This is a genomic window from Spirillospora sp. CA-108201, assembly GCF_050936235.1.
Classification (GTDB): domain Bacteria; phylum Actinomycetota; class Actinomycetes; order Streptosporangiales; family Streptosporangiaceae; genus Spirillospora.
This window is the reverse complement of the sequence record NZ_JBNJNE010000001.1, coordinates 6,427,924-6,453,652: the sequence shown is the minus strand read 5'-3', so window position 1 is coordinate 6,453,652 and position 25,729 is coordinate 6,427,924. Positions and strand designations below refer to the sequence as shown.

26 protein-coding genes and 1 pseudogene are annotated in these 25,729 nt (G+C 73.5%); 9 read left to right on the top strand and 18 right to left on the bottom strand.

Annotation, left to right across the window (positions count from 1 at the left end):
- The first annotated feature begins 8 nt into the window (after positions 1–8).
- The 3 genes from ACQEU6_RS31145 (at position 9) to ACQEU6_RS31135 (ending at position 2,481) form a co-directional block, all read left to right on the top strand.
- Positions 9–626, top strand: coding sequence for a HEAT repeat domain-containing protein (locus tag ACQEU6_RS31145; RefSeq protein ID WP_499336601.1), 618 nt, complete (start codon positions 9–11; stop codon positions 624–626).
- Positions 627–708: 82 nt separating this feature from the next.
- Positions 709–1,482: a hypothetical protein gene (locus ACQEU6_RS31140; RefSeq protein WP_499336600.1), complete on the top strand. Its 774-nt coding sequence runs from the start codon at positions 709–711 to the stop codon at positions 1,480–1,482.
- 6 nt (positions 1,483–1,488) lie between these two features.
- On the top strand, positions 1,489–2,481 hold the full coding sequence (locus ACQEU6_RS31135; RefSeq protein WP_499336599.1) for a HEAT repeat domain-containing protein: 993 nt from the start codon (positions 1,489–1,491) through the stop codon (positions 2,479–2,481).
- Between the two features lie 144 nt (positions 2,482–2,625).
- Here the strand turns inward: ACQEU6_RS31135 and ACQEU6_RS31130 are convergent, their stop codons facing one another.
- The gene (locus ACQEU6_RS31130) at positions 2,626–3,231 is read right to left on the bottom strand and encodes a hypothetical protein (RefSeq protein WP_499336598.1); all 606 of its coding nucleotides are present in this window, start codon (positions 3,229–3,231) and stop codon (positions 2,626–2,628) included.
- 281 nt (positions 3,232–3,512) lie between these two features.
- Between ACQEU6_RS31130 and ACQEU6_RS31125 the strand changes: the two genes are divergently transcribed.
- On the top strand, positions 3,513–4,187 hold the full coding sequence (locus tag ACQEU6_RS31125; RefSeq protein WP_499336597.1) for a tetratricopeptide repeat protein: 675 nt from the start codon (positions 3,513–3,515) through the stop codon (positions 4,185–4,187).
- Positions 4,188–4,249: 62 nt separating this feature from the next.
- On the opposite strand, the gene ACQEU6_RS31120 is transcribed toward ACQEU6_RS31125, so the two are convergent.
- From ACQEU6_RS31120 to ACQEU6_RS31100, 5 genes and pseudogenes are all read right to left on the bottom strand, one after another.
- Entirely contained in the window at positions 4,250–5,419 is a 1,170-nt protein-coding gene (locus tag ACQEU6_RS31120; protein ID WP_499336596.1) for an FAD-dependent monooxygenase, read from the bottom strand.
- Between the two features lie 35 nt (positions 5,420–5,454).
- Positions 5,455–8,234, bottom strand: a pseudogene (locus tag ACQEU6_RS31115) (ATP-binding protein).
- A 27-nt stretch (positions 8,235–8,261) separates the two neighbouring features.
- Complete coding sequence (locus ACQEU6_RS31110; RefSeq protein WP_499336595.1) at positions 8,262–9,539, bottom strand: RNA polymerase sigma factor; 1,278 nt, start codon at positions 9,537–9,539, stop codon at positions 8,262–8,264.
- Complete coding sequence (locus ACQEU6_RS31105; protein ID WP_499336594.1) at positions 9,536–9,952, bottom strand: YciI family protein; 417 nt, start codon at positions 9,950–9,952, stop codon at positions 9,536–9,538. Before ACQEU6_RS31105 ends, ACQEU6_RS31110 begins: the two co-directional genes overlap by 4 nt.
- Positions 9,953–10,093: 141 nt before the next feature.
- Complete coding sequence (locus ACQEU6_RS31100; RefSeq protein WP_499336593.1) at positions 10,094–10,489, bottom strand: YybH family protein; 396 nt, start codon at positions 10,487–10,489, stop codon at positions 10,094–10,096.
- A gap of 54 nt (positions 10,490–10,543) precedes the next feature.
- On the opposite strand from ACQEU6_RS31100, the gene ACQEU6_RS31095 reads away from it, so the two are divergent.
- Entirely contained in the window at positions 10,544–10,903 is a 360-nt protein-coding gene (locus ACQEU6_RS31095; protein ID WP_499336592.1) for a winged helix-turn-helix transcriptional regulator, read from the top strand.
- Here the strand turns inward: ACQEU6_RS31095 and ACQEU6_RS31090 are convergent, their stop codons facing one another.
- Together ACQEU6_RS31090 and ACQEU6_RS31085 are read right to left on the bottom strand one after the other, a co-directional pair.
- Positions 10,904–11,653 (bottom strand): tRNA(His) guanylyltransferase Thg1 family protein, encoded by a 750-nt coding sequence (locus ACQEU6_RS31090; RefSeq protein ID WP_499336591.1) that lies wholly within the window; start codon positions 11,651–11,653, stop codon positions 10,904–10,906.
- Positions 11,654–11,755: 102 nt separating this feature from the next.
- A complete protein-coding gene (locus tag ACQEU6_RS31085; protein ID WP_499336590.1) occupies positions 11,756–12,781 on the bottom strand; it encodes a nitronate monooxygenase in 1,026 nt (341 codons plus the stop codon).
- Positions 12,782–12,850: 69 nt separating this feature from the next.
- Between ACQEU6_RS31085 and ACQEU6_RS31080 the strand changes: the two genes are divergently transcribed.
- Positions 12,851–13,759 carry an NAD(P)-dependent oxidoreductase gene (locus ACQEU6_RS31080; RefSeq protein ID WP_499336589.1) on the top strand — a complete coding sequence of 303 codons (909 nt, stop codon included), beginning with the start codon at positions 12,851–12,853 and terminating at the stop codon, positions 13,757–13,759.
- Positions 13,760–13,812: 53 nt separating this feature from the next.
- Here ACQEU6_RS31080 and ACQEU6_RS31075 read toward each other — a convergent pair whose 3' ends face one another.
- Positions 13,813–14,193, bottom strand: coding sequence for a nuclear transport factor 2 family protein (locus ACQEU6_RS31075; RefSeq protein WP_499336588.1), 381 nt, complete (start codon positions 14,191–14,193; stop codon positions 13,813–13,815).
- Positions 14,194–14,282: 89 nt separating this feature from the next.
- Here ACQEU6_RS31075 and ACQEU6_RS31070 point away from each other — a divergent pair, with 89 nt between their 5' ends.
- Complete coding sequence (locus ACQEU6_RS31070; RefSeq protein WP_499336587.1) at positions 14,283–15,056, top strand: helix-turn-helix domain-containing protein; 774 nt, start codon at positions 14,283–14,285, stop codon at positions 15,054–15,056.
- On the opposite strand, the gene ACQEU6_RS31065 is transcribed toward ACQEU6_RS31070, so the two are convergent.
- The 4 genes from ACQEU6_RS31065 to ACQEU6_RS31050 form a co-directional block, all read right to left on the bottom strand.
- A complete protein-coding gene (locus ACQEU6_RS31065; protein WP_499336586.1) occupies positions 15,046–16,140 on the bottom strand; it encodes an NAD(P)-dependent alcohol dehydrogenase in 1,095 nt (364 codons plus the stop codon). The genes ACQEU6_RS31070 and ACQEU6_RS31065 overlap by 11 nt on opposite strands.
- A 10-nt stretch (positions 16,141–16,150) precedes the next feature.
- Positions 16,151–17,398, bottom strand: a complete 1,248-nt coding sequence (locus ACQEU6_RS31060) for a cytochrome P450 (RefSeq protein ID WP_499336585.1) — start codon at positions 17,396–17,398, stop codon at positions 16,151–16,153.
- A 115-nt stretch (positions 17,399–17,513) separates the two neighbouring features.
- Positions 17,514–18,281: a crotonase/enoyl-CoA hydratase family protein gene (locus ACQEU6_RS31055; protein WP_499336584.1), complete on the bottom strand. Its 768-nt coding sequence runs from the start codon at positions 18,279–18,281 to the stop codon at positions 17,514–17,516.
- Positions 18,282–18,290: 9 nt separating this feature from the next.
- The gene (locus tag ACQEU6_RS31050; RefSeq protein ID WP_499336583.1) at positions 18,291–20,051 is read right to left on the bottom strand and encodes an acyl-CoA dehydrogenase family protein; all 1,761 of its coding nucleotides are present in this window, start codon (positions 20,049–20,051) and stop codon (positions 18,291–18,293) included.
- A gap of 91 nt (positions 20,052–20,142) precedes the next feature.
- Between ACQEU6_RS31050 and ACQEU6_RS31045 the strand changes: the two genes are divergently transcribed.
- Complete coding sequence (locus ACQEU6_RS31045; protein WP_499336582.1) at positions 20,143–20,874, top strand: PaaX family transcriptional regulator C-terminal domain-containing protein; 732 nt, start codon at positions 20,143–20,145, stop codon at positions 20,872–20,874.
- 8 nt (positions 20,875–20,882) lie between these two features.
- Positions 20,883–22,070: a hypothetical protein gene (locus ACQEU6_RS31040; protein WP_499336581.1), complete on the top strand. Its 1,188-nt coding sequence runs from the start codon at positions 20,883–20,885 to the stop codon at positions 22,068–22,070.
- Here ACQEU6_RS31040 and ACQEU6_RS31035 read toward each other — a convergent pair.
- The 5 genes from ACQEU6_RS31035 to ACQEU6_RS31015 all read right to left on the bottom strand — a co-directional run bounded on the left by ACQEU6_RS31035 (position 22,039) and on the right by ACQEU6_RS31015 (position 25,718).
- A complete protein-coding gene (locus tag ACQEU6_RS31035; RefSeq protein WP_499336580.1) occupies positions 22,039–22,980 on the bottom strand; it encodes a hypothetical protein in 942 nt (313 codons plus the stop codon). The genes ACQEU6_RS31040 and ACQEU6_RS31035 overlap by 32 nt on opposite strands.
- 284 nt (positions 22,981–23,264) lie before the next feature.
- The gene (locus ACQEU6_RS31030) at positions 23,265–24,164 is read right to left on the bottom strand and encodes an alcohol dehydrogenase catalytic domain-containing protein (RefSeq protein WP_499336579.1); all 900 of its coding nucleotides are present in this window, start codon (positions 24,162–24,164) and stop codon (positions 23,265–23,267) included.
- Positions 24,161–24,577, bottom strand: coding sequence for an acyl-CoA thioesterase (locus ACQEU6_RS31025; protein WP_499336578.1), 417 nt, complete (start codon positions 24,575–24,577; stop codon positions 24,161–24,163). The genes ACQEU6_RS31030 and ACQEU6_RS31025 overlap by 4 nt, the downstream gene beginning before the upstream one ends.
- Before the next feature lie 241 nt (positions 24,578–24,818).
- Positions 24,819–25,421, bottom strand: coding sequence for a superoxide dismutase (locus ACQEU6_RS31020; protein ID WP_499336577.1), 603 nt, complete (start codon positions 25,419–25,421; stop codon positions 24,819–24,821).
- A 138-nt stretch (positions 25,422–25,559) separates the two neighbouring features.
- Complete coding sequence (locus ACQEU6_RS31015; RefSeq protein ID WP_185029180.1) at positions 25,560–25,718, bottom strand: hypothetical protein; 159 nt, start codon at positions 25,716–25,718, stop codon at positions 25,560–25,562.
- Between the last annotated feature and the right edge of the window lie 11 nt (positions 25,719–25,729).

Below are 25,729 nucleotides of genomic sequence, written 5' to 3'. Positions count from 1 at the left end.
TGGTCCCGATGACCATGCCGCGACAGGACACGGACACCGCGCGGGCGTTCCGGGCGCTGGAGAACGCCGACGCCTCGGTGCGGCTGCGGGCGGCGATGGCGGTCGGCATGGCCCCCGACCCGAGGTTCGTCGGCAAGCTCATCGAGCGTTGCGCGGTCGAACCCGAGTTCTTCGTGCGCGACATGCTCACGTGGGCGCTGACCTGCCATTCCGCGTCCACGGCGGTTCCGGGGCTCATCGGGGAACTCCGATCGGAGCGCGCGCAGGCCCGGAGCCAGGCGCTGCACACGCTGTCCAAGGTCGGGGACCCGCGGGCGTGGCCGGCGATCACGCGGGAGCTCCTGACCGACGCCGACGACGAGGTGGCGCGGAGCGCCTGGCGGGCCGCGGTCGTGCTCGTGCCCGAGGGTGAGGAGCCGGAGCTGGCGGCGGTGCTGGCGACGCAGCTCGGGCGCGGCGGGCGCGCGGTGCAGCGGAGCCTCAGCCGGGCGCTGATCGCGCTCGGTGAGGTGATCCTGCCCGTGCTGCGCGCCGCTCGGGCCGCCCCCGGCTCACGCGTGCGCACGCACGCGATCGCCACGGAACGCCTGCTGCGCGACCCGGACGCCAGATTCGAGTGGGTGTAGGCCGAATGCGGCGTGCTGTGGGCTGGTCCGGCCCCAGCAGAACATGGCGGTCGGGTGTCGTTGCCCGATCTAGGGTTCGGGCATGTCCTACGTGCTCTGCGGTGTTGTCGGTGACTTCGACCGCCTCCGGTCCCTGTCGGACGATCTGCCGCGGGCCGTGGTGGCGCCCCTTCGGCAGCGCCTGGGGCTGGTACCGGTGACCGGCGAGATCTTCGACGAGCTGACCGGCGCGCCACGGCAGAGCGAGGCGTTCACCCTCATGTCCCCGGCCTTCGCCAGGAGACTGGAGGACTGGTCACGCGGCGGCCGCCTCGCTTACGTGGAGGCGGACTTCTGGGGTGGTGACGGCGGCCAGGCCGCCGCCCTGTGGGAGGACGGCCGTCAGAGCTGGGGCCCCGAGTACGCCTGGATCCGTGGAGGACCACGCGGGGACTGGCCGGTCAACGCCGCGCTCGCGCGCCTCGGAGCGGTCAGAACGGGCGCGTTGGACCTCTTCGACACGATCGGCTTCGGGCAGGAACGCGACATGGAGGGTTGGCACTGGGCAGGCCTTCGCGCCCTGGACGCCGCCGACTACGACGCGTGGGAGGCCGCGTGCCGCGCCGAGGAAGAGGCCGACGCTCGCGCAGCCGCTGAACGGGCCCGGTACATCAGGCGTGACGACGTCCCCGTCGTCCTCGACGGCAGAGCCGTGATGCAGATGCTCGACATTCCGCCCTCCCCCATGGTGGGGGCCGCGATCCGGCATCTCCAGGAGATCTACCTGGAACGCGGCTCCCTCACCCGCGCCGAGGCTGCCACCGAACTGCGCCACTGGTCCCGGACGGTGCTCGGCACGACCGGCCGGGAGGAGTGACGGGCGATGCTGATCGGTGATGTTGCGCGACGGTCCGGGGTGAGCGCCCGCATGCTCAGGCATTACGAGTCGCTCGGCCTGGTGCGGCCGACGGGCCGGACCGCTGCCGGCTACCGCGAGTACTCCGGCGACGACATCCGGCGGATCTTCCACATCGAGAGCCTGCGGTCGCTGGGGCTGTCGCTGCGCGAGGTCGGGCGCGCGCTCGACGATCCCGGCTTCGCCCCCTCCGAGCTCGTCGACGACCTCGTCCGCCGGACGCGGGAGCGCATCGCCCGCGAGACCGAACTGCTCACGCGACTCCGGCGGATCGACGCCGCGGAGCCCGCCGGCTGGGAGGACGTCCTCCAGGTCGTCGCACTCCTCCAGGCTCTGGTGTCGGAAAGCGCCGGGAAGCGCCAACGCGCGGCCCTGTCATCCGTAACGCCAGTGGCCGCCTTGGTCGAGGCGGCGCTGAGCGAGACCGACACGAACGTGGCCGGAGCCCTTCGATGGGCTCTGGCGCAGTCGGGCGACAGCGCGTTGGAGCCGCTGGCGGAGGGCCTCGGCTCACCCGACGCCGAGGTGCGGAGACGGGCCGTCCAGTCGATCGCCGAGATCCCGGGCGAAAGGGCGACCGCGCTGCTGCGGGACGTCCTCACGAGCCCTGACATCGCGGTTCGCAGGAGTGCGGCTCTCGCGCTCGGAGCACGGAGCGTGGAGGACGCCGTCCCGACACTGATCGACATGGTCGCCGAAGAGGCGAACGACGTCGACGCGGCCGACGCACTGGCCGCCCTGGCGAGCCGTCCCGCCCTGGCGGACGAGATCGCCACCGCGCTCATCGACCGCCTCGCCCAAGGCACCGTTGGTTCATCCGCCCGTCGACGGCTGCCCCAGGCCCTCGCGGACATCCCGGGCACCACGGCGTCCCGGGCCCTCGCAGACCTGTCACAAGACGAAGACCGCGCCGTCGCACTCACAGCGACCTACATCCTGCGCCTGCGCGGCAGCCGATGAAGGCCGTCCGCATCGCCGCGGAGACGTTCCCCGACGCGGCAGGGCCGACGGGTTCCGGGAGGGTGGGTACGTGGCCCCCGGGATGTCCCGGGGGCCACTGGGTGGGGCGACGGTCCCGCAGTCGGATCGACTACGGAGCCGGCGCTATCGGACGGGAGCGTCCCTCAGCGCTCGCATGAACGGAAGGACGCCCCGAGGCGGGCTGGGCAGGAACAGGTCGACCCCTTCCCGCAGGTTGCGGACGCCCACCTTGAAGGTCGGGATGCCGTCCTCGCGGCGCATCCGGTCGAGCTCGTCCATGATCACCCTGTCGGGCGCGTCGCCCACATCCATGACCACGGAGGGCTTGAACGCCAGCCGCTCGACCACCTTCTCGTCGGTGTCCACCGGGAAGCGGAAGGCGAGCGAATGGGATTTGGCGTATATGCACTCGGTGTCCAGACGGAGGTCCTTCACCACCCCGTGCAGTTTTTCGTGGGCCGTACTCAGCCCGGACGAGGGCGGCACCAGCTCGCGGCGGGTCTGCGTCTCCCAGTCCCAGTGCTCGCAGGCGAACTGCCCCCAGACATGACAGTTGGGGACGGCCAGGCCGATTTCGCTGACCTGGCCGTACGCCCAGCCCGTCAAGATCCCGTTGACGGCGTACCGTCCCCCCACTTGGGGGAGCAACCGACGAACGTCGGAGTCGAGCTGCGGCATTCCTTCGAGGGGGGCGAGCTCCAAGGTCGCCCCGTTGAGGTCCCACAGCACGACAGCACGCTCGGGGCACTCCATAAGAGCGTCCCAACCTTCACGTCCACCATCCGTTCGGATGACGGAACGCACGTCGCCTCCCTTGTAGAGAGGAACGTTTCCTCGGATGCGCAAGACCTCGCATGCCGGATCCATGGTTTTCCCCGTTCTTGTTTGCTTAGTGGCAACGCTTTTCCTTTCGCCACTGCTGAAACCGTCCGCCGTTCTGGAGAGGGCGCAAATGCCGCCGCGAAGAGAATGATCTTGAGCGGCCTCTCCGAATACCTCCACCTATTAGGGTGCGGGTTTTCGGACAGGCCGACGAGATCGTCAAGAACCGGAGGGAACCGTTCCGGGGCCGGGGCGGTCCGATCGTGATGATCACGGAAGGGGACGGCGTGGAGACGGGTAGTGGAGAGGCCGAGTTCCAGGAGGCGGAGGCGCTCCGGGAGCAGGGGCGGGCGCAGGAGGCCGAGCGCTGGTACCGCAAGGCGGCCGAGGCGGGTGAGGTCGACGCTCGGCGCAATCTCGGGCTGCTGCTCATCCGCCGCCGGGACGTGCAAGGGGCCGCCGAGCAGTTCCGTATCGCGGCCGAGGCGGGGCAGACCGATTCGATCACCAATCTTGGCCTGGCACTCGGTGAGATGGGGCGGGCGGAGGAATCCGAGGAATGGCTGCGGCGCGCCGCCGAGAAGGGCGATGGTCGTGCGCTCAGTGCCCTCGCCAACCATCTCTGGTCCCAGGGCCGACGCGAAGAGGCCGATGAGTGGTGGGAGAAGGGGGCGGCCGCGGGCGACCCGGACTCCCTGTTCAACCTCGGCGTACGCCGCGAGCACAAAGACGACATGGCGGGGGCCGAGGAGTATTTCCGCAGGGCCGGGCAGGCCGGGCATCCGCGTGGTGCGGCAAGGGCGGCGGCCGTGGCCCGCGGAGTCCGCGTGAATGGCGCCCCTTACATGCCCGGCCTCTTCTGACCGGTCTCCGGTACTGCGACCGTGGATCGCGTTCGGGTTGCCGGGAGTGGCGAGACCGCGCCTCAGTAGTCGGTGAGACTGATTGACTCGGCCGTTCGTCGGGCCATTTTGGCGACCATCGTCCTGCCGGGCAGGTAAGGGATCAGGGCGTAGTATCGGTCGAGCAGCGCCACGGCGGCGCGGTTCTTCGGGACCATCAGTTTGACGACGCCGTCCCCCATCTTCTGGCATTTCGCGACGTAGTCCCGTAGGGCGCTCTCGTAGCGGGGGAAGGCGACGCGGTGGTCGCCCCGTGCGGCGGCCAGTTCCCCGGCCAGGACGTAGGCGCCGACGACCGCGAGGCCCGTGCCCAGGCCGGACAGGGAGGACGGGCTCCAGGCCGCGTCGCCGAGGAGCGCGACGCGGCCGCTCGACCAGGCGTCCATGCGGACCTGGCCGACCGAGTCGAAGTAGAAGTCCCGGGCGTGCGGCATCTCGGCGAGCAGCCGGTCGCTCTCCCAGCCGTTGCCGGCGAACCGTTCGGCGAGGATCTTCTGCTGTCCCGCCGTGTCGTGGCGGTCGAGGTCGAGCGGCGGGGAGCCGAAGTAGAAGACGGCCCTGGCCTCGGTGTTGTGCCGCGCGCTGTACACCGCGACGAGCCTGCCGCCGGTGCGGAAGGCGTGCGCGGTGTGGTCGAGGCCCAGGTGGTTGGGGGTCGTGAAGATCGCGCAGTGGACGCCGAGGTGCCGGACGAACCGCTCCTCGGGGCCGAACGCCAGGCGGCGGACGGTGGAGTGCAGCCCGTCGGCGCCGACGACGAGGTCGAACCGGCGCGGTGCGGAGCGTTCGAAGGCGACCTGCACGCCGTCGCCGTCCTCGGCGAGGGACGCGATGGAGTCTCCGAAGACGTACTCGGTGCTCTCCTCGGTGGCGTCGTGGAGGATGCGGGCCAGGTCGCCGCGGAGGATCTCCACGTCCCCGGCGAACAGGTCGGCGGGCATCCGCGCCCGCACCTTGCCGTCAGCGTTCACGTACGCCATCGCGCCCATGCCGGTGCGGGCCCGCTCGATCTCGTCCAGGAGACCCATCCGGCGCAGGACGGTCAGGTGGGCCTCACCGCGGAAGTCGACCGCGTGCCCGCCGTCCCGCAGGCTCGGCGCCTTCTCCACGACGGTGGTCGTGAAGCCGTGGCGGGTCAGCCAGTACGCGAGCGCGGGCCCGGCGATGGACGCGCCGGAGATCAGGATGTTCATGCGGACGAGCGTGGCGGGGCGCGCTCACCGGACGCTCACCGCGCGCTCACCGCTGTGATCACCCGTTCGGGGAGGCCGGCCAGGCGGAGGGCGTCAAGCCTGCCCGGTTCTGAGGAGGCGTCCCGCAGGGCCGCGGCGGCGGCTCGGAGGCGGGCCGGCTCCGCGGGGTCTCCGGCGGGGAGGGCGGCCAGGGCTACGACGCCTCGGGCGGCCTCGGGGAAGGCGCCCGCCAGGGCCGCCGACTCGACGGCGTTCCGGTGGTGCGTCCTCGCCGTCTCGTGGTCGCCGCGCGCGGCGGCGACCCGGCCGAGGCCGATCAGCGCGCCGACCCGGTTCCCGACGCTCTTCACCCAGTGCGGGTCGAAGCGGCCGAGGGCGTCGCCGTACAGCCGCTCCGCCTCGGCGTGGTCCCCGGCGCGGAACGCGATGTCTCCGAGGCCGCGCAGGGCCGCCGCCAGGTAGGTGGGGCTGCCCGCGCGGGCGGCGAGCCCGGCCGCGCGTTCGTAGTCGGCACGGGCGGCGGGGGCGTCGGCGCGGACGCGGTAGTCGCCCCGGTTGACGAGCAGGTCGGCGCTGTCCTCCAGGGCGCCGAGCCGCTCGGTGAGGGCGAGCGCCTCGTCCGTCAACTCGATCGCGCGCGCGTGGTCGCCCCGGCGGTGTGCCAGTCCGGCGAGCGCGTCGAGGGCCAGGGCGGCGCCCCAGCGGTCGCCGACCGCGCGGAATCCCTGGAGGGACGCGCCGAACTCCCCTTCGGCCGACGCCTCGCCGCCGTCGGCCAGAGCGGGGAAGCCCGCGACGAACCGGGCGGCGGCGCGGGCCCAGGGGTCCGGGCCGTCGCGGTCGGCGGCGACGTGCGCGTACGCGGCCCTTGCTCCCGGGCCGTTCACGTTCCGCATGAGCCACTGGAACGGGACGAACGGGTAGCGGCGCGGTGTCCGCGGCAGCAGCGCTTCGGCCGTGGCGCGGTGGTGCTGCCACGTGTCGGCCAGGAGCACGCACGCCACGTACTCTTCGGCGAGCCCGTCGGGTGGGGCCTCCCCGATCAGGTCGAGGAGGGACGCCGCCCGAGTCGCCACCGAGCCGGCCAGGCCTCGGATCCACAGGTAGTCGGCCATGGCGGCGATCAGCCGGAGACCGGTTCCGATGTCGCGTGACTCGACCGCCCATCCCAGGGCGGCCAGCAGGTTGTCGTGCTCGGCGGCGAGGACGGGCAGCCATCGCAGTTGCTCGGCCCGTCTCAGGTGCGGATCGGCGCGCTGCGCCAGCGCCAGGTAGTGCTGCGCGTGGACCGCGTGCACCTCGTCCGACGCGGCCAGGCGCTCGGCCCCGTACGCGCGGACCGTCTCCAGCATCCGGTACCGGCCGCCGGACAGCTCCAGCAGGGACTTGTCCACGAGCGACTCCAGCGCATCGGAACCGCAGAGGCGGCGCGCGGAGGCGACCGTGGCGCCGCCCGCGAAGACGGTGAAGCGTTCGGCGGCCCGGCGCTCGTCGGCGTCCAGCAGCTCCCAGCTCCACGCGACGACGGCGCGCAGGGTGCGGTGCCGTTCGTCCGCGGTGCGGTCGCCCCGGGTGGGGATGCCGAGCCGGTCGTCCAGCCGGGAGGCGAGGTCGGCGGCGTCCAGGGTGCGCAGCCGTGCGGCGGCCAGCTCGATCGCGAGGGGGAGGTTGTCGAGGGCGTCGCAGATCCGCCGGACGGCGCCGGGGCCGGGCGGTGCGTCGCGCCGCGCGGCGGTCGCCCTGGCGGTGAACAGCCGGGCGGCGGCCTCGCCGACGAGATGCTCGCAGTTGTCGAGGACGAGCAGGAGGCGCCGCCCGGACAGCGCGGCCGTGAGCCGCTCGGCCGCCGAACCGCCCAGCCTGCTCTCCCGCAGGCCGAGCGCGGCGAGGAGGGCCTGCGGCAGGACGGCCCCGTCGCGCAGGGGCGCCAGCCCGGCGAAGCACACCTCCCCCGCCGCGCGGCCCGCGACCTCGACGGCCAGCCGGGTCTTCCCGACCCCGCCGGGGCCGGTCAGGGTCACGAGGCGGGACGCGGCGAGGAGTTGCGTGATCGCGGCGACGTCGGCGTCGCGGCCGATGAGCGCCGTCAGCGGCGCGGGCGGTGCGACGGGGCGCGGGGCGGCGCCGCGCAGCAGGCTCGCGTGCAGGGCGGCCAGTTCCGGGGAGGGGTCGGCGCCCAGCTCGTCGGCGAGGCGGCGGCGCGTCTCCTCGAACACCGCGAGCGCCTCGGCCCGGCGGCCGTCCTCCCGCAGGGCCGTGATCAGCAGGGCGGCGAGGCGCTCTCGCAGCGGGTGCCGTCCGGTCAGCTCGCGCAGCTCGGGGACGGCCTCCCGGTGCGCTCCGAGCCGCAGGCCCGCCTCGATCCGGTCCTCGACGGCCGCGAGGCGCCGCTCGTCGAGCCGGATGCCCGCGCCGCCCTCCAGGTCCGCGAGCGCGGGCCCCGCCAGAGGTCGAGGGCCTCCCCCAGGAGGTCCGCCGCCAGGGCCGGGTCCCCGCGCCGCAGCGCGGCCCGTCCCTCGTCGGCCAGACGCTCGAAACGGCAGGCGTCCAGGTCCTCCGGGCGGACCAGGATCCGGTAGCCGCCGACGGTGCGCTCGATCACGGGGCCCAGCGCCGAGCGCAGCCGCGACACCTGGGAGTGGAGGGCGTGGTCCGCGCCGCCGCCGTTCGCCTCCGCCAGCCGTCCGACCGGCACGACGTCCCCCGGCCGGGCGAGCAGCGTCGCCAGCACCGCGCGCCGGCGAGGCCCGCCGAGCGCGACCTCGCCGCCGTCGTCCCGCCACGCCCGGGTCTCCCCCAGGATCCCGAACCGCATGGCCCGATTATCCCGCCACGTCCTCCTTCAGGGGAGGGCGGTGAGTTTGTGGCGGAGGAGGGCGCGTTCGCGGTCGTTGGACGCCAGTTCGACGGCTCGTTCCAGTTCGGTGCGTGCCTCTTCGGGGCGGCCCAGGCGGGTGAGGAGTTCACCTCGGACGCTCGGGAGGAGATGGGAGTTCGCCAGGGCGCCCGAGGCGGCGAGGCCGTCCACGATGGGGAGGGCGGCGGCCGGTCCCTTCGCCATGGAGACCGCCACGGCCCTGTTGAGGTCGACGACCGGGGAGGGCGCCAGGCGGCCCAGCGCCTCGTAGAGGAGGACGACGCGGTCCCAGTCGGTCTCGGCGACCGAGGGGGCCTGGGCGTGGCATTCGGCGATCGCCGCCTGGATGCCGTAGGGGCCGAGGCCCCGGCCCGCCTTCCCGGCGCGGGACAGGGCGGCGCGTCCCCGGCGGATCGCGGCGCCGTCCCAGCGGGTGCGGTCCTGGTGCTCCAGCAGCACCGGCTCGCCGTCCGGGGCGGTGCGGGCGGGGAAGCGCGCGGCGGTCAGCTCCAGCAGCGCCAGCAGGCCGTGGACCTCCGGCTCGTCCGGCACCAGCCGGGCCAGGACGCGGGCCAGGCGCCGCGCCTCGCCCGCGAGGTCGAACCGGATCAGCTCGCCGCCCGAGCTGGCCGTGGACCCCTCCGTGAAGATCAGGTAGACGACGTTGAGGACGGACGGGAGGCGCACGGCCCGCTCCTCTGCCGACGGCACCCCGAACGGCACCCGGGCCGCGCCGAGGGTCTTCTTCGCGCGGGTGATCCGGGCCTGGACGGTGGCGGTCGGGACGAGGAAGGCGCGGGCGATCTCGTCGCTGGTCAGGCCGCCGACCACGCGGAGCGTCAGCGCGATCCGCGCCTCCCGCGACAGGACGGGATGGCACGAGACGAACATGAGCGCGAGCACGTCGTCGTCGATCCGGTCGGGGTCCCAGAGCACGTCGTCGGCCTTCCCGGGCGGGCGTCCGGTGGCGGCGCCGCCCTCGTCCAGGTCGTGGGCGAGGGCGGCGTACCGGTCGTCGAGGGCGGAGCGGCGGCGGAACGCGTCGATCGCGCGCCGCCGCCCCACGGTGAGCAGCCACCCCGACGGCCTGCCGGGGACGCCGTCGCGCGGCCATGTCACGAGCGCCTCGGCCAGCGCCTCCTGGGCGAGGTCCTCGGCCAGCGCGAAGTCGCCGGTGTAGCGGGCGAGGGCGCCGACGATCCGCGCCGACTCGATCCGCCAGACGGCGGCGACGGCCTCGCGGCCGGTGGGGTCGCCCGTCACAGCTGGCCGGTGGCCTCGCGCCAGGCCCGCTCCTTCTCGATCCACTCGTTGTCCTGCGGGAACTCGTCGATGGTCGAGACGCGGCGGATCTCGGTCTTGAAGCCGGCGCCGGCCGGCGCCCGCTTCGCCCACTCGACGGCCTCCTCCTTCGAGGCCACGTCGAGGAGGTAGAACCCGCCGAACAGCTCCTTCGTCTCGCCGTAGGGGCCGTCGGTGACCGCGGGCGGCTCGGAGGAGTGGTCGACGACCACGCCCTCGGACGGGTCGTCGAGGCCCTCCGCGGCGAGCAGCACGCCCGCCTGGATCAGCTCCTGGTTGAACCGGCCCACGGTCTCGATCATCTCGGCGGGGTCCGTGTCCGCCATGCCCGCGTAGGCCTCGTCGGTCGCCCGCATGATCAGCATGTACTTCATGTCCGGTGTCTCCCTGTCCGGGCCCCTCCGCCGGGGCCCTCTCTCATCCCTAGGTCGAACGGCGGACGGCGCGATCGACACGGCCCGGCCCGACCTTCCCAGATTTTTCCCAGGGACGCCCGCGCCGCACATCTGCGCTGGTCACGTCGGCTGCCCGCCGGCGGCGGCCGTGCCGAAGGGGTTGTCGACGGTGTAGCGCCAGCGGCCGTCCGGGCCCCGGCGGGCGACGTCGGTCGCGGTGCCCTCGATGCGGACCGGGCCCTCGTCCGCGGGGCCCTCGATCACCCAGTCGACGATCAGCAGGGCGTGGTCGCCGGCGGTGTAGACGTGGCGGGGGGCGACCTTGATCGGCAGGCCGAGGGCCACGAAGCGGGCGTTGGCGGCGCGGGCGTCGGCGCCGGTGAGCGGGCCGCCCGGTTCGGGGACGAACACCGCCCCGTCCTCGTACACCTCGGCGACCGCCGCCGGGTCGCCGCTGTTGAAGCGGTCGGCGAACACGTGCGGGACGTCCTCGGGGCGTTCGGCCAAGGGGCGCATCAGGCGTCCTTCCGGTAGACAGGGCCGGGACGCGAAACGCTAGGAGGCGCCCTCGTGACTCACCAAACGGTCAGCCGCCCGGGGCTGCCCGACGATCCGCGCGCGGACGCGGCGCGGCCCACCCCGTCCTGCCCGGTGGAGATCGCCCTCGGCGCGCTGCGCGGGCGCTGGACCACGCTGGTGATCCGCGAGCTCCTGCGGGGCGACCGCTCCTACAGCGAGCTGCGGCAGTCCCTTCCGGACCTGTCCGACAAGGTGCTCGCCGATCGGCTGGCCCACCTCGTCCAGGCGGGCGTCCTCGAACGGGAGAGAAGGGCGGGCTGGCCGCCGCGCACGCACTACGCGCTCACCCCGCGGGGCCGCCGCCTGGGGCCGGTGCTCCAGGCCCTGTGGGACTGGGGCGCCGAGGTGTAGTCAGGCGGTCGGCCGCAAGACCCCTCCGAGGAGGTCGCGGTAGGCGTCGTCCAGGGGGAGGTCGTGTTCGGCGCGGATCCGGCGGCGGGTGGCGGTCACGTACGTGTCGCGGATCGGGTCGTGGCCCGTCTTCTCGTACGTCTCCCACCAGAGGCCGATGCCGTGGCGCTGCCAGGCCGGGACCGCGCTGAAGTTCACGCCGTGCGAGAGGAGCAGCTTCTTCTTCTCGCCGGCGGGCGTCCGCTCCATCTCGCGGCCGGCCCGCCGCGCGGACAGCCCCTCCTTGCGGAGCGTCCAGTAGCACCAGGTGTTCAGCGCGCAGCGCGCCGCGTCGGCCCGGCGCCAGAGCAGGTAGCCGATCACGTCGTCGAGGCAGGTGCCCATCCAGACGCGGCCGTCGAAGACGGCGGGCTGCCCGGCGGCGTGGGTGAAGGCGGCGGTGGCGATGCCCGCCGACAGCGACACGAGCTTCTCCACCTCGCGGCCGAACAGGTCGAAGGACGGGTCGAGGACGACGGAGATCTCGTCGCTCTCGGTGTAGGCGTACCGTCCGCCGAGCTCGGTGAGCAGGGTCGTCGCGGCGCCGACCATGAGGTCGCGGAAGCGCGGGTCGAACGGCTTGTCGAAGTTGGCCTCGGTGAAGCGGGAGAAGGACCGGCCGTCCACGCGGACGACGGCCCAGGCGCCGGGGAGAAGGGTCAGGGAGTGGAACCACTCGCGGGCGCGCATGCGCGCTTCGAGATCCTTCATCGAGGGGCTCCTCGGGGAGGCTGCGGCGTCGCTTGAGCGTGCCATGGATTCGGACGTCCGGCACTTGGATTTCCGGCGGACGCCCCGCGCGGCGAGCCCGTCTCAGGCGGGGGCGAGGGCGGCCACCAGGGCGGCGGCCGGGGTCTCGGTGGTCTTGTCGAAGGACTCGCCTGCCCAGAGGTTGACGCCCTCCGGGTCGCCCTGGGCGGCGGACGCACGGCGCAGGGGCGCCGTCACGTAGTGGACGTCCGGGTAGGCGGCGGGGGCGTCCGCCGTGTGCTCGGTGAGGAAGCGGTTGATCAGGCCGCGCGCGGGACGTCCGCTGAACGCCCTGGTCATCGCGGTCGAGGTGTGGCGGGGGTCGGCCAGGGCGGCCTTGTGGACGGCGCTGGCGCCGCTCTCCGGGCAGCGCAGGAACGCCGTCCCGAGCTGGGCGGCGACGGCGCCGAGGGAGAGCATCCCGGCGACGTCGGCGGCGGTGGCCAGGCCCCCGGCGGCGATGAGGGGCTGCCGAGTGATCTTGTGGACGGCCGAGAGCAGCGCGCGCAGCGGCAGCGGGTCGTCGAGGATGTTGGTGAACGAGCCGCGGTGGCCCCCGGCCTCCAGGCCCTGGAGGCAGAGCGCGTCGGCGCCGGACGCCTGGCGGGCCTCGTCCACGGTGGTCACGGTGACGACGACGGCGGCGCCGCGGTCCCGCAGGGCCCGGATGACGTCCGGGGCCGGGCAGCCGAACGTGAAGCTGACGACCGCGGGCGGATCGGACACCAGGTCGGCGATCTTCGCGTCGTAGGCGTCGTCGCGGGGGCCCGGGGTGCCGGGCTCCACGCCGAGGCGGGCGGCCTCGGGGGCGAGGAGGTCGCGGTACGCGGCGACGGCGGCCGGGTCGACGTCGTCCAGCGACGGCATGAAGACGTTCATCCCGAACGGGCGGGACGTCAGCTCGCGCGTGGCGGCGATGTCGGCGCGCATGGCCTCGGTCGTCCTGTAGCCGGCGGCGAGGAAGCCGAGGCCGCCCGCGTTCGAGACGGCGGCGGCCAGCTCCGGCGTCGACGGCCCGCCCGCCATCGGCGCCTGGACGATCGGCAGTTCCGTCCGCACGGCGCTCACCTCGGTCCCACTCCTGGTCATGCTCCGCACGATAATCGCGGGGGACTCCGGATGGTGACGCCGGGGTCGCGGCGAGGGAGGGGAGGCGGCATGCGGGTGCTGCTGCACTACGACATGGATCACGTGGAGTCCGGTCTCGACATCGTGAGCTGCTCGGAGCAGGACGACGCGCGGTTCGCCGAGCTGCTGCCGGAGACCGAGGTGCTCTGGCACGTGCTGCGCCCGGTGACGGCCGCCGACATGGACCGGGCGCCGCGGCTGAAGCTGATCCAGAAGCTCGGTACGGGCGTGAACACCATCGACCTGGACGCCGCGGCCGAGCGCGGTGTCGCGGTCGCGAACATGCCGGGCCGCAACGCGCAGGCCGTCGCGGAGACGTCGCTGCTGCTGATGCTGGCGGCGCTGCGGCGGGTCGTGCCGTTCGACGCGCGGACGCGGCGCGGCGAGGGGTGGCCCGCCGACCGGTCCCTCGTGGGCGGCGAGCTGGCCGGGCGGACGGTCGGGCTCCTCGGCGGCGGGGAGATCGCGACCCTGCTGCGCGGGATGCTGGAGGCGATCGGGGCGACCGTCCTCTACACGACCCGGCGGCCCCGGCGCGACGATCCGGCCTGGCGGGAGCTGGACGAGCTGCTGCGCACCGCCGACGTCGTGTCGGTGCACGTCCCGCTGACGGACGAGACCCGTCACCTGCTGGACGCCGGGCGGCTCGCGCTGCTGCCGGAGGGCGCGATCGTGGTGAACACGGCGCGCGGCGCGGTGATCGACGAGGCGGCGCTGGTGGCGGCGCTGGCGTCGGGGCGTCTCGGCGGCGCCGGGCTGGACGTCTTCGAGAAGGAGCCCGTCGAGGCGGGGAATCCGCTTCTGGAGCTCGGCAACGTGGTCGTGATGCCGCATGTGGCGTGGCTGACGGGCGAGACGTGGGACCGCTACTTCGCGGTCGCGGCGGAGAACTGCCGCCGCCTCGCGCGCGGCGACGGCCTCCTCCACCGGGTCGTCTAGGTGTACTCGGTCATGATCTAGGCCGGGTCATGATCTAGGCCGGGCGGGACGGGTCAGGCGGGAGCGGGGGCCCACCAGGTGAGGTTGGCGGCCGCCTGTGCCGCCGGCTCGATGATCTCCCACGCCTCGGCGAGCAGCCCGTCGTCGACCCGCCAGACGTCGACGACCGCGATCTGCGGCCCGTCCGGGAGCCGCCGCCGCGTGTGCAGCACCACGTGGTCGCCGTCGGCCAGCAGGTGGAGGATCTCGACCTGCATGCCGGCGAGCGGGGTGAGCGCCGCCTCCACGGCGGCGAGCCATTCGGTCCTGGTCGAGGAGGTCCCGTCCGGCCGGTGGTGCACGAAGCCGTCGCTGAGCAGGGGCCGGAGCCCGTCGGCGCTCCCCGTGGCGATCAGTTCCGACAGGGCGCCCCGAACGATGTCCTTGTTGGTCATGGACGCAGTGTTTCCGCGGTCGCGGCCGGCTGTCGATGAAGTCCCGTTTCATGGCGTCTCGCCGCGCGCGCTGAGTACGCTCGACGCCCATGGACACGATCGGGGGGCTCCTGCGGCAGTGGCGGCATCGCCGGCGGCTCAGCCAGCTCGACCTCGCGATCGCCGCCGACGTCTCGGCCCGGCACGTCAGCCTCGTCGAGACGGGGAAGTCCCGTCCGAGCGCCGCCATGGTGCTGCGGCTCGCGGAGCGGCTCGACGTGCCGCTGCGCGACCGCAACCGGCTGCTGCTCGCGGCCGGCTTCGCGCCCCGCTATGCCGAACGGCCGCTCGACGACGACGCGCTGTCCGCCGCCCGCGGGGCGGTCGAGCGGGTGCTCCGGGCGCACGAGCCGTACCCGGCGCTGGCGTTCGACCGCCGCTGGGACATCGTCATGACCAACCGCGCCGTCGAGCCGTTCCTCGCCGAGGTCGACCCCGAGCTGCTCCGGCCGCCGGTCAACCTGCTGCGGCTCGGCCTGGACCCGCGCGGGCTCGCCCGCCTGGTCGTCAACCTGGCCGACGTGCGCGCGGTGTTCCGCGCCCGGGTCGGGCGCCAGCTCGCCGCCGCCCCCGACCCCGGGCTCGCCGCGCTCTACGAGGAACTGCTGGAGCCCGGCGCCGAGGAGGCGCCGTCCGGCGCCGACGTCATGATCCAGATGATCGTCCGCGCCGGGGGGCGGGAACTGCGGATGTTCTCCACCATCACCACGTTCGGCACGCCCATGGACATCACGCTGGACGAGGTCGCCGTCGAGTCGTACTACCCGGCGGACGCCGGGAGCGCCGCGTACTTCGAGGACCCCGGGACGGGGCTCACGGGATGAGGACGGGCTTGACGACCTTGCCGGACGTCGCGTCGGCCTCCGCCTCGTTGATCTGGGCGAGCGGGTAGGTCGTGACCAGCCGGTCGAACGGGAACCGGCCCTGCCGCCACATCTCGATCATCCGCGGGATGAACGTGTGGGGGACGGCGTCGCCCTCGATGATGCCCTTGACCGTCCGCCCCATGAGCAGGAGGTTCGCGTCCAGCCGGTACTCGGCGGCGCCGACGCCGACCAGGCCGCAGACGCCGGTGGTGCGCAGCGAGGCGACCGCCGTCGAGACGACCTCGGGGACCGCGGTGGAGTCGAGCGCGTACTGCACGCCCTCGCCGCCGGAGATCGCCCGGATCTGCCCGGCGATGTCGTCGTCCGCCCCGTTCAGGACGTGGGTGGCGCCGAGCTCGCGGGCCAGGTCGAGCCGGGACGCGTGCAGGTCGACGGCGACGATCGTGGATGCGCCCGCGATCCGCGCGGCCATCACGGCGGCCAGCCCGACCGCGCCCGCGCCGAAGACGGCGACGCTGTCGCCCGCGCGAACGCCAAGCGAGATCAGCACGGAGGCGGCGCCGGTCTGCACTCCGCAGCCGAGCGGCCCGAGCATGTCGAGGGGGACGTCCCCGCCGACCGGGACGACGTTGCGCGCGGTCCCGAGGGCGTGGCTCGCGAACGACGACTGCCCGAACCAGCGCGTGTGGACGGGCTCGCCGCCGGGACCGGTCGCGCGGGGCGTCCCGTCCAGCGGCATCGCGAGCATGTTGAGCGCGGTCATCTGCGGGCAGGCGCCGGGCTTGGCGGCGCGGCAATCGGCGCACGTCCCGCACGAGTCGAACGACATGACCACGTGGTCGCCGGCGGTGAGGCCGGTGACGCCGGGTCCGACCGCCTCGACCACGCCGGAGCCCTCGTGCCCGAGGACGACCGGCTTCGCGACGAGGTCTCCGGGAATGCGGCCGAGCAGGTCGGTGTGGCACATCCCGACGCCCGCGATCTTGACGAGGACCTCGCCGGGCCCGGGGTCGGTGAGGTCGAGCGCCTCGATGGCGTAGGGGACGTCTGCGGCGCGCAGCACCGCGGCTTCGATCTGCACCGGGGGTTCCTTAGGCGAGGGTGTAGCGGATGGGGAGGCGCTTGAGGCCGCCGACGAAGGTGGTGGCGATGCTCTCCGGCTCCCCGGCGAGCTCGATCGAGCCGAGGCGGGGCAGCAGTTCCTCGAAGAAGGCGCGGACCTCGATGCGGGCCAGCGCCGCGCCCAGGCAGTAGTGGACGCCGAAGCCGAACGCCAGGTGCCGGTTCGGGTCGCGCCCGACGTCGAAGCGGAACGGGTCGTCGAAGACCTCCTCGTCCCGGTTCGCGGACGGGTAGGACAGCAGCACCGCCTCGCCCTCGCGGATCGTGACGCCGCGCAGGTCGTAGTCCTCGGTGGCGGTGCGCATGAACTCCTTGACCGGCGTGACCCAGCGGATCATCTCGTCCACGGCGAGCGGCATGAGCTCCGGCTTCTCGCGGAGCCGCTCGATCTCGCCGGGGTGCTCGACGAGCGCGTGCAGGCCGCCGGCGATCGTCGCGCTGGTGGTGTCGTGCCCGGCCGTCGCGACGATCACGTAGTAGGAGGCGGTGTCGAAGTCGTTCAGCGGCTCGCCGTCGATGCGCGCGTTCGCGATGGCGGAGGCGAGGTCGTCGGTCGGACGCCTGCGGCGCTCCTCCGTCAGGGCCTGGAAGTAGGCGAAGAAGTCCAGCAGGACCTGGAGCTTCTCCTCGTTCGTGGTGCCCCGCTGGAACTCGTCGTCATCGCCGCCGAACAGCTCCTGCGTGAGCTTCAGCATGCGGTCGAAGTCGCTCTCCGGCAGGCCGAGCAGCGAGAGGATCACGTACAGCGGGAAGTGGACGGCGACCTCCCGGGCGAAGTCGCACTCGCCGCCGAGGTCGACCATCCGGTCGACGTACCGCTTGGCCAGCTCGCGGACGCGCGGCTCCAGGGCCCGCATCGCGCGCGGCCGGAACCAGTCCGCGCCGATCGCCCGGACGACCCGGTGGTCGGGGTCGTCCATGTGGACGAGGGTGCGCAGCGCGACGCCCTGCTCCACGCGCTGCCGGTTCAGCGCGTCGAACTCGGCGGTGCCGAGCACCGGGCGCGGCGCGTTGCGGAAGAGCTGGTGGTTGCGCTCGATCTCCAGGACGTCCTCGTGCCTGGTGATCCCCCAGAAGGGCGTGTAGCCGGGGGCCTCCACCCGGTGCACCGGGGACTCGCGGCGCAGCAGCGCGAGGGAGTCGTGGAACCGCCGGTCGTCGGCGTAGGCCTTCGGGTCGGCGAGCGCCAGGCCCGCCTCCTCCACGGTCAGCGTCATCGCTTTCGCTCTCCTCGGTCACGGCGGCCGCCCCTCAGGAACCTACGGTCCCGAATCGAGTTCGGTCAACGACCCCCAGGTGACGTCGGCGGGGCGCGGGCGGCCCCCGCCGGGCTCAGATGTCGGTGAAGTCGCCGTGCCGTCCGCGGCCGTCCGCGAACCGCCCGGCCCCCTTGACCGCGTCTTCCATGGAGCCGAGGCCGTGCCCGTACTCGGCGGCGATCGCCTCGTCCTCGGCGAGGCCCTCGGCCTCCAGCATCGACAGCCGGTCGCCCCGCAGGCAGGTCTGCGGGAACCTGGCCAGCTCCGCCGCCAGCTCCTCGGCCGCCTCCCGCGCCCTCCCCAGCGGGACGAGGCGGTTGGCGAGGCCGATCTCGAACGCCTCCCGCCCGTCCACGGGCCGTCCGGTGAGGATCAGGTCCATGGCGCGGCTCGCGCCGATCAGCCGCGGGAGCCGGACCGTGCCGCCGTCGACCAGCGGGACGCCCCACCGCCGGCAGTAGACCCCGAACGTGGCCGTCTCCTCCGCGACACGCAGGTCGCACCACAGCGCCAGCTCCAGGCCCCCGGCGACGGCGTGGCCCGCGACCGCCGCGATGACCGGCTTCGACAGGCGCATCCGCGTGCAGCCGAGCGGCCCGTCGGCCGGGGGCGGGTCGAGGCGCGGGCCGCGCGCGGTGCCGACCGAGGTGAGGTCGGCGCCGGAGCAGAACGTCCCGCCCTCGCCCCACAGGACGGCGACGCTCGCGCCGCCGTCCGCGTCGAACTCGCGGAACGCGGCTGCCAGCTCGCGCGCCGCCGGGCCGTCCACGGCGTTGCGCGTCGCCGGGCGGGACATCACCACCGTGGTCACCGGGCCGTCCCGCTCGATCCGTACCGCCACGCGGGCCTCCTAGTCGCCGGTGAACGCGCCGTCCGCCAGGTCCTCGAAGCGTTCGAGGTCGTCCGCCGGGTCGTCGATGCCCCGCAGCGGACCGGGGTCGGCGAGGTGGCTCCGAGCGTAGAGGCGCGCGACCAGCGCCTTGCGGTCCTCGCCGGAATCGGCGCGCTCCCAGCCGGCCTGCTCCAGCAGCAGCGCCGCCGCGTACACGTCGGCCATGTACTGGGCGAGCGGGTAGAGCCGGGCCTCGGCCACGGTCCTGTCGAGCCCGCGCCACTTCTCTACGGCCTCGCGGAGATGCCCGATGCTCTGCCCGACCAGCGCGGCGGTCTCGTCGTCCCCGCCGGGCGCCCGCTCGACGGCCTGGTCGAGCCGTTCGAGGAAGGGCTCGTGCGCGTCCTGCCGCTCGACGGCGCGGCGGACGTCCAGGCACAGGATGTTGTCGCCGCCCTCCCAGATGGGGTTGACCTGCGCGTCCCGGAGGATCCGCGCGACCGGCCACTGCTCGATGTAGCCGTTCCCGCCGTGGATCTCGATCGCGTCGCTCGCGGCCGTCACGCCCAGCCGCGCGGCCCGCAGCTTGATGAGCGTGGCCCCGAGGCGCAGCCGGGGACGCCCCAGGTACCCGTCGAAGACGAGCGCCTGCACGGCCTCGGTCTCCACGATCAGTTCGGCGAGCTTGCGGCGCATGAGCGGCTGCGCGCCCAGCGGCGCGCCGAACGCCTCGCGGGCCCGCGTGTAGCAGAGCGACTCGACGAGGGCCCGCCGCGCGCAGCCGAGGCCCATCATGGAGATCCCGAGGCGGGCGCCGTTGGTCAGCTCCATCATGCGGGCCAGGCCCCTGCCGTCCCCGCCCTCGCCCGCGCTCGACGCCGGGGCCAGCAGGAACGCCTCCGCGTCGGTGAACTCGATCTCGGCCGACGCCACCGACCGCGTGCCGAGCTTGTCCTTGAGCCGCCGGATCCGGACGCCGTTGCGCGACCCGTCCCGCCGCTCCCGCAGGACGAGGAACGGCGCGATGCCGCGGACCCCGTCCACGGCCCCCTCCGGCTTGGCCAGCACCACGAACGCCGAGCCCCCCGCATTGGAGGCGAACCACTTGAAGCCGCTGAGGCGCCAGGCGTCCCCGTCCCTGGACGCGGTCGACTCCAGCGCGCCGAGGTCCGAGCCGCCCGACCGCTCGGTGAGCATCTGCGCGGCCTCGCCGGACATCTCCCCGGCCGCGAACAGCTCCCGCACGCGCGCCTTGACGTCGTCCGGCGCGAACATCTCCGTCAGCCCCACGACCATGTCGCCGCCGGTGCCGAGCGCGCACGCCATGCCGATGTCGGCCTGGTCGAGCAGGTAGCTCCAGGCCACGCCCATCGGCGCGGGGTCGACGCCGCGGCGCTCTGCCTCGGCCACGAAGTCGGGCCGGGTGAACGACGTCGCCACGATGTCCCGGCGCGCCGCCTCGAACGAGGGCGGCATGACGACCTCGCTGATGTCGCGCCCCCACCGGTCGTACTTCTCCAGGCGCGGGGGGTCGCGGTCCGTCTCCTCGGCCCGCTCGGCGATCGGCCCGCCCATCAGCGCGCCCATCTCCCTGAGCCGGGGCTCGGCCCAGGGAAAGCCGTCGCCCAGGTGCCGCCGCATGAGGAACCGCAGCGTGGGGTCGCAGTCGTACCAGTTGCGGCCGGCCGCGCCCCGGTAGCGCTCGGTGGCGTAGCGGCGCGCCTTCTCCGCGTCCCCGAAGGGCAGCCGGTCGAAGGACTCGATGAGGTAGGACGCCATGGTCCGACATTACACTTACGGATCACGCGACGGAAAGACTGTAATCTGAGGACGAGGCCACCCTCCCCCCCGGGTAGGGTCACCACCAGCCATGGACAGCCTGGAGATTCGCCCGCTCACCGCTCGGTCCGTCGTCCTGAGCACGCTGCTGGGCGTCCACCCGCCCCGCCTCCCGGCCCGCTACCTCGTCCGCGTCGGCGACCTGTTCGGCATCGCGGAGGGGACGATCCGGGTGGCCCTCTCGCGGATGGTCGCCGCCGGCGACCTCGTCCAGTCCGGCGGCACGTACGCCCTCACCGAGCGCCTCCTCGCCCGCCAGGCCCGCCAGGACGAGGCCCGCCTCCCCCCGACCCGCCCGTGGGACGGCGTCTGGGAGATCGCCGTCATCACCGCCGAGCGCCGTCCCGCCGCCGACCGCGCCGCGCTGCGCCACGCCATGTCGACGCTGCGGCTCGCCGAGCTGCGGGAGGGCACCTGGCTGCGCCCGGCGAACCTGACGCGCCCGCGCCCCGAGCCCGTCGTCCGCCAGTGCACCTTCCTCACGGGCCGCCCGGAGCAGGACCCCGCCGCCCTGGCCGCCTCGCTGTGGGACCTGGACGCCTGGACGGCCAAGGCCGACGCCCTGCGCACCGCCCTGGCCGGGGCGACCGCGATCGCCGAGCGCTTCACCTTCGCGGCGGCCGTCCTGCGCCACCTCCTGAACGACCCCCTCCTGCCCCCGTCGCTGCTGCCCGCCGACTGGCCGGGGCCCGACCTGCGCGCCCGCTACGAGGCCTTCGAGGCCGACTTCGAGCAACTCCTCACCACCCACGTCCTCGCCTGAGAGCCCGCATGAGACGCTCCTGGAGCACCGCGGCGGGGATCAGCGCCACGGGGTGTCTATCGTTCACGCAGTGGGACACGTCCGCGCACGTCCCGGTACGGCTGACCGCTTTTCGCTATGGAGACGATCCCGTCCTCAGGGTCATCTCCTTCTTCGCACCCCTGACGCCGAACGACTCCGTCGCCCCCCACCTCGCCCCGTGGAGCTGGCCGCTGCGCATCGGCGTCCACCTGCTGACCGTCGCGCTCGTCTACTTCGTCGCACGCTCCGTCACGGCGAGAACGGGGCTCGCCGGGGCGCTCCTGCGGTGGACGAGCGTCGTGATGCTGGCCTTCGGGGCGGGCGAGGTGGCGGCCCTCACGATCGTGGTCCTCGGCGGCGTCGGCGACGCGGCGCACATCCCCCTGGCGATAAAGATCGACTTGCGGACGGACCACCACTTCTGGCCGTCCGACGCGCTCTTCGCGGGCGCCGGCATGTCGCTGTGGATCGGGCTCCCGCTGGCGGGCCTCTACCTGGCGTACCGCCTGCGGGGGACGAAACGGCCCGGCGACTCCCCCGATGTGCCCGCGAGAGCCGTGGGCGACCTGCCAGGGCGAGCGCGCCACGTCGCCACCGTCGGCGTCATCCCCGCGGTGTGCCTGGCGTTCTTGGGCGGCGCCACGAGATTCGTCTCCGCCGACGCCCGTCACAGGCTCTCGCTGCCCGGAGCACTGTCGGACATCTCCCTCTATCCGAGGCTGCGGCCGGAGCCTCCGCCGAGCGCGGGCGACGACTGGCTCGCGCCCGGCGGCGGCCGGAAGCCGATGGACTACTCCGGCATCACGGAAGGCTGGCCCGTGTCGACCGCCGTGGCGCTCGTCTTCCTCGTGCTGCTGTGGCTGCTGCTGTGGAAGGTCGTCTCCGGGCTGGAAACGGGGGCACGCCACGGCACCCTGGACGCGTTCCTTTTCGGCTGGTCGCTCGTCGTTCTCACCGGCGCGCTGACCGGGCTCTTCCATGCCGCGCTGTCCCGCCTGAACTACGACGCCGTCGGTTTCGGGACGCAGGTGACGCTGATCCTGCCCTTCGCGATGCGGTTCGGCGTCGTCTGGGGCTGGCTCGTCGGCCTGGCCGTCGCGTTCTCCTACCGGAGGAGCCGGCCCGCTGACGCGGTGGCCGCGCCTACGGGCACTTCGGCGGCGACGACGCCTTGAGGAGCTTCGCGTACCTGGCCGCCGGCACCCTCGTGTAGTGCGACCTCTGGCAGTTCAGGCCGTCCATGAACACCACCTGGTAGCGCGCGACGTCGGGGAGCCTGCCGGTGAGCGCGAACAACCGGTTCCCCGGCGCCGTGATCGACATCTGGTGGCGCCCGCCGCCCGCGATGTAGTCGACCCGCACGCTCCATCGGCAGTACGGCCCCTCCTTCTCCGGGAACTCGTCCGGGGGCCCGATGCTCGCCATGATGGCGAGCGTCTCCTTCCTGCCCTTCTCCAGGGTCAGCCGCTGCGCCTTGGCCCCGACGAAGAAGGGGGAGAGCCTCCCGTCCTCGTTCCGCTGGAAGACCGGGCGCGGGCGCGGGCCGTCGATCACGAGGTAGAGCGGGATCTTGTCACTCCCCCCGGCGGCCTGGTTCTCGATGTACGCGCCCGTCGGGGCCGGGCCGCACCGTCCGCCGGCCATCACCGGCCGGACGTCCACGATCTCCACGTCCTCGTTCCGCCGGGTCTCGATGGTGATCTCCCAGCGGGACGAGCCGACGTCGATCGCGCCGTGCGCGGCCAGCCATTCCTCGTCCAGCGAGTCGGGCGGCGTCTCACCGCCGGAAAGCGCGTCCCCACCGCCTTTTCGTGCGGGGACGAGCACGGGATTTCCGGAGTCGAGGTCATGGTGGACGTCGACGACCCGGATCGCATCGCCCGCGGACACCGAATCGGCGAGCTCGCCGGGCGTCAGCCACCCCTCGGCCACCGCGCGGAGCGTGTCCTGGAAATAGGAGGCGGTGACCGCCATGACGATCACGACCAGCCAGGTGGACGGCTGCCGGCGCCAGGATCTCGGCTGGTCAGGCTGGTGCTCGCCCTCGGCCTGCCCGCGTCCGTCGCCCGTCGCGGTTCTCTTCATGCCCGCATCGCTCACTCACAATGGTGAATGAAAACGATAGCACGCGATTACCTTTGTTCACGGAAATGTAATGAGCTGGCGGACCGCCTCGGCGGTGTGGAGACGGTCGAAACCCGCGTTGATCTCGTCCAGCGGAAGGCGGCCGCTGAGAAGTGCGTCCACGGGAAGGGCGCCGTCGCGGTACAGGGCGATGAAGCGGGGGACGTCGCGCCGGGGGACGCAGGAGCCGAGATAGCTGCCGCGCAGGGTCCGCTCCTCGGCGACGAGGCTGAGGGCGGGCAGGGTCAGGGGCGCGCCGGGGGCGGGGAGGCCGACGGTGACGGTCGTGCCGCCGGGGCGGGTGGCCGCGTAGGCCTGTTCGAGGTCGTCGAGACGACGCCCGTCGTCTCGACGACCTTCTCCGCGCCGCCGGACGTCAGGTCGCGGATCGCCTCGACGGCGTCCGGGCCGCCCGCGACGGGACGGGCGCCGAGGCGCTCGGCGAGGTCCCGCTTGGAGGCGACGACGTCCACGGCGAGGACGGTGGAGGCCCCGGCCGCCTTCGCGGCGAGGACGGCGGACAGGCCGACGCCGCCGAGGCCGAAGACGGCGACGGTGTCGCCGGGCACGACGGCGGCGCTGTGGAGGGCGGCGCCCGCGCCGGTGAGGACGGCGCAGCCGAACAGCGCGGCGACGTCGAAGGGCAGATCGCCGTCGATCTTCACGGCGGAGCGGGCGGAGACGACGGTGTACTCGGAGAACGCGGAGACGCCGAGGTGGTGGTGGGGGCGGGTGCCGTCCGGGGCGCGGAACCTGCGGCCGCCGCCGAGCAGGGTTCCGGCGCCGTTGGCCTGGGCGCCCGGGCCGCAGAGGGCGGGGCGTCCGGCGACGCAGCGCTCGCAGTGCCCGCAGGCCGGGACGAACGCGAGCACGACGTGGTCGCCGGGCGCGAACTCGGTGCCCGGCCCGGTCTCCACGACCTCGCCCGCGGCCTCGTGGCCGAGGGCCATCGGGAGGGGGCGCGGCCGGGAGCCGTTGATGACGGACAGATCGGAGTGGCAGAGGCCGGCGGCGCCGATGCGGACCAGGAGCTCGCCGTGGCCGGGCGGGTCGAGGCGGAGCTCGGCGATCTCCAGGGGGCGGGACGCGGCGTAGGGGGCGGGGCGTCCCGACTCGACGAGGACGGCGGCGCGGGTCGCGGTCATGCGGCCACCAGCTTCTGCATCTCGGTGCGGACGGTTCCGGTGATCTCGACCGGGCGGCGGGTGCCCCGGTCGACGAAGACGTGCACGAAGTGGCCCTGCGCGACGAGCGCGCCGTCCGAGCCGCGCAGCATGCCGATCTCCCAGCGGACGCTGGAGCGGCCGAGCTCGCCGACGCGCAGCCCCACCCGGATCGTGTCGGGGAACGCCACCTCGGCCTTGTACTCGCAGTGGGACTCGACGCAGAGCGCGATCGAGCCGGAGGCCGCGGGGTCGAAGCCGGCGGTCCGGATCATCCACTCGTTGATGACGGTGTCCATCAGCGAGTAGTGGACGACGTTGTTGACGTGCCCGTAGACGTCGTTGTCCTTCCACCGCGTCGGGACGTTCTCCCAGTACAGGTACTCGCCGGTCATAAGGAGCAGACTAGGGGCGGCGCCGCGGAGGAGTCGCACCGCCCGGGCACAACGGTGACCGTGCCAAACGCCGGCCGGGTGCGCGAGTGCGGGCGCACAACCGCGCGGCATCGCGTGCGCACAAGGCGGAAGCGGCGTTCACCAGGCCGCGAGGAAAGGTTCTGAGCACGATCCCGGCCAGGTGAACGCCGCCCCCTCAGCGGCGCCGCGCGGGCGCCGCCGTCCATCGGGAGGACGCCGTCTATCGGGAGGACGCCGCGTCGAAGCGGGCCTTCACGTCCGTCCAGTTCACGAGGGACCAGAGTTTCTCCACGTAGTCCGGGCGCACGTTGCGGTACTGGAGGTAGTAGGCGTGCTCCCAGGCGTCGAACACCAGCAGCGGCGTCGTGCTCATGCCGACGTTGCCGTGGTGGTCGTAGACCTGCTCGACGACGAGGCGCCTGCCGAGCGGCTCCCACGCGAGGACGCCCCAGCCGGAGCCCTGCACGCCGGAGGTCGCCGCCGTGAGCTGCTTCTGGAACGCCTCGAACGCGCCGAAGTGCTCGTCGATGGCCGCCGACAGCTCCCCGTCCGGGCGGTCGCCGCCGTCCGGGGACAGGTTGTCCCAGAAGATCGAGTGCAGGACGTGGCCGGAGAGGTTGAACGCGAACGTCTTCTCCAGGCCGACCAGCCCGCCGAACTGCTCCTTGTCGCGCGCCTCGGCGAGCTTCTCCAGCGTGTCGTTGGCGCCCTTGACGTAGGCGGCGTGGTGCCGGGAGTGGTGCAGCTCCAGGATCTCGCCGGTGATCGCCGGCTCCAGCGCGGCGTAGTCGTAGGGCAGGTCGGGAAGCGTGTAGTCGGCCATGAGGCCACTATTGCAAACAAGTTGCAGTTACGTCCAATGCGCAACACGGGACCGGACCCGCCCCCGGGAAGGGGACGGGTCCGGTCTCGGTGCGGGTCTGGCTCTCGGGTGCGGTGGGGTCGGGAGTGGAGTCGGAGGTCAGTAGCGGCGGCGCCCGCCACCGCGCCCGCGCGACAGCAGTCCTCGGACCTTCGCCTGGGTGCGCGGATCCCGGGCGAGGCGCTCCGCCCGGGCACGCGCCTTGCGGCCCTGCGGGCTCCGGGCGAACCGCTTGATGCGGTCGATGACGGAAGGCATGTTCTTCCTCC

Coding starts and splice junctions, on each gene's coding strand:
- ACQEU6_RS31135 (WP_499336599.1), top strand. CDS start 1,489: ATGCTGATCGGTGATGTTGCGCGACGGTCCGGGGTGAGCGCCCGCATG.
- ACQEU6_RS31085 (WP_499336590.1), bottom strand. CDS start 12,781: ATGACCAGGAGTGGGACCGAGGTGAGCGCCGTGCGGACGGAACTGCCG.
- ACQEU6_RS31040 (WP_499336581.1), top strand. CDS start 20,883: ATGAGACGCTCCTGGAGCACCGCGGCGGGGATCAGCGCCACGGGGTGT.
- ACQEU6_RS31045 (WP_499336582.1), top strand. CDS start 20,143: ATGGACAGCCTGGAGATTCGCCCGCTCACCGCTCGGTCCGTCGTCCTG.
- ACQEU6_RS31015 (WP_185029180.1), bottom strand. CDS start 25,718: ATGCCTTCCGTCATCGACCGCATCAAGCGGTTCGCCCGGAGCCCGCAG.
- ACQEU6_RS31090 (WP_499336591.1), bottom strand. CDS start 11,653: ATGAAGGATCTCGAAGCGCGCATGCGCGCCCGCGAGTGGTTCCACTCC.
- ACQEU6_RS31035 (WP_499336580.1), bottom strand. CDS start 22,980: ATGAAGAGAACCGCGACGGGCGACGGACGCGGGCAGGCCGAGGGCGAG.
- ACQEU6_RS31140 (WP_499336600.1), top strand. CDS start 709: ATGTCCTACGTGCTCTGCGGTGTTGTCGGTGACTTCGACCGCCTCCGG.
- ACQEU6_RS31075 (WP_499336588.1), bottom strand. CDS start 14,193: ATGACCAACAAGGACATCGTTCGGGGCGCCCTGTCGGAACTGATCGCC.
- ACQEU6_RS31080 (WP_499336589.1), top strand. CDS start 12,851: ATGCGGGTGCTGCTGCACTACGACATGGATCACGTGGAGTCCGGTCTC.
- ACQEU6_RS31060 (WP_499336585.1), bottom strand. CDS start 17,398: ATGACGCTGACCGTGGAGGAGGCGGGCCTGGCGCTCGCCGACCCGAAG.
- ACQEU6_RS31120 (WP_499336596.1), bottom strand. CDS start 5,419: ATGAACATCCTGATCTCCGGCGCGTCCATCGCCGGGCCCGCGCTCGCG.
- ACQEU6_RS31020 (WP_499336577.1), bottom strand. CDS start 25,421: ATGGCCGACTACACGCTTCCCGACCTGCCCTACGACTACGCCGCGCTG.
- ACQEU6_RS31070 (WP_499336587.1), top strand. CDS start 14,283: ATGGACACGATCGGGGGGCTCCTGCGGCAGTGGCGGCATCGCCGGCGG.
- ACQEU6_RS31025 (WP_499336578.1), bottom strand. CDS start 24,577: ATGACCGGCGAGTACCTGTACTGGGAGAACGTCCCGACGCGGTGGAAG.
- ACQEU6_RS31105 (WP_499336594.1), bottom strand. CDS start 9,952: ATGAAGTACATGCTGATCATGCGGGCGACCGACGAGGCCTACGCGGGC.
- ACQEU6_RS31030 (WP_499336579.1), bottom strand. CDS start 24,164: ATGACCGCGACCCGCGCCGCCGTCCTCGTCGAGTCGGGACGCCCCGCC.
- ACQEU6_RS31050 (WP_499336583.1), bottom strand. CDS start 20,051: ATGGCGTCCTACCTCATCGAGTCCTTCGACCGGCTGCCCTTCGGGGAC.
- ACQEU6_RS31100 (WP_499336593.1), bottom strand. CDS start 10,489: ATGCGCCCCTTGGCCGAACGCCCCGAGGACGTCCCGCACGTGTTCGCC.
- ACQEU6_RS31145 (WP_499336601.1), top strand. CDS start 9: ATGACCATGCCGCGACAGGACACGGACACCGCGCGGGCGTTCCGGGCG.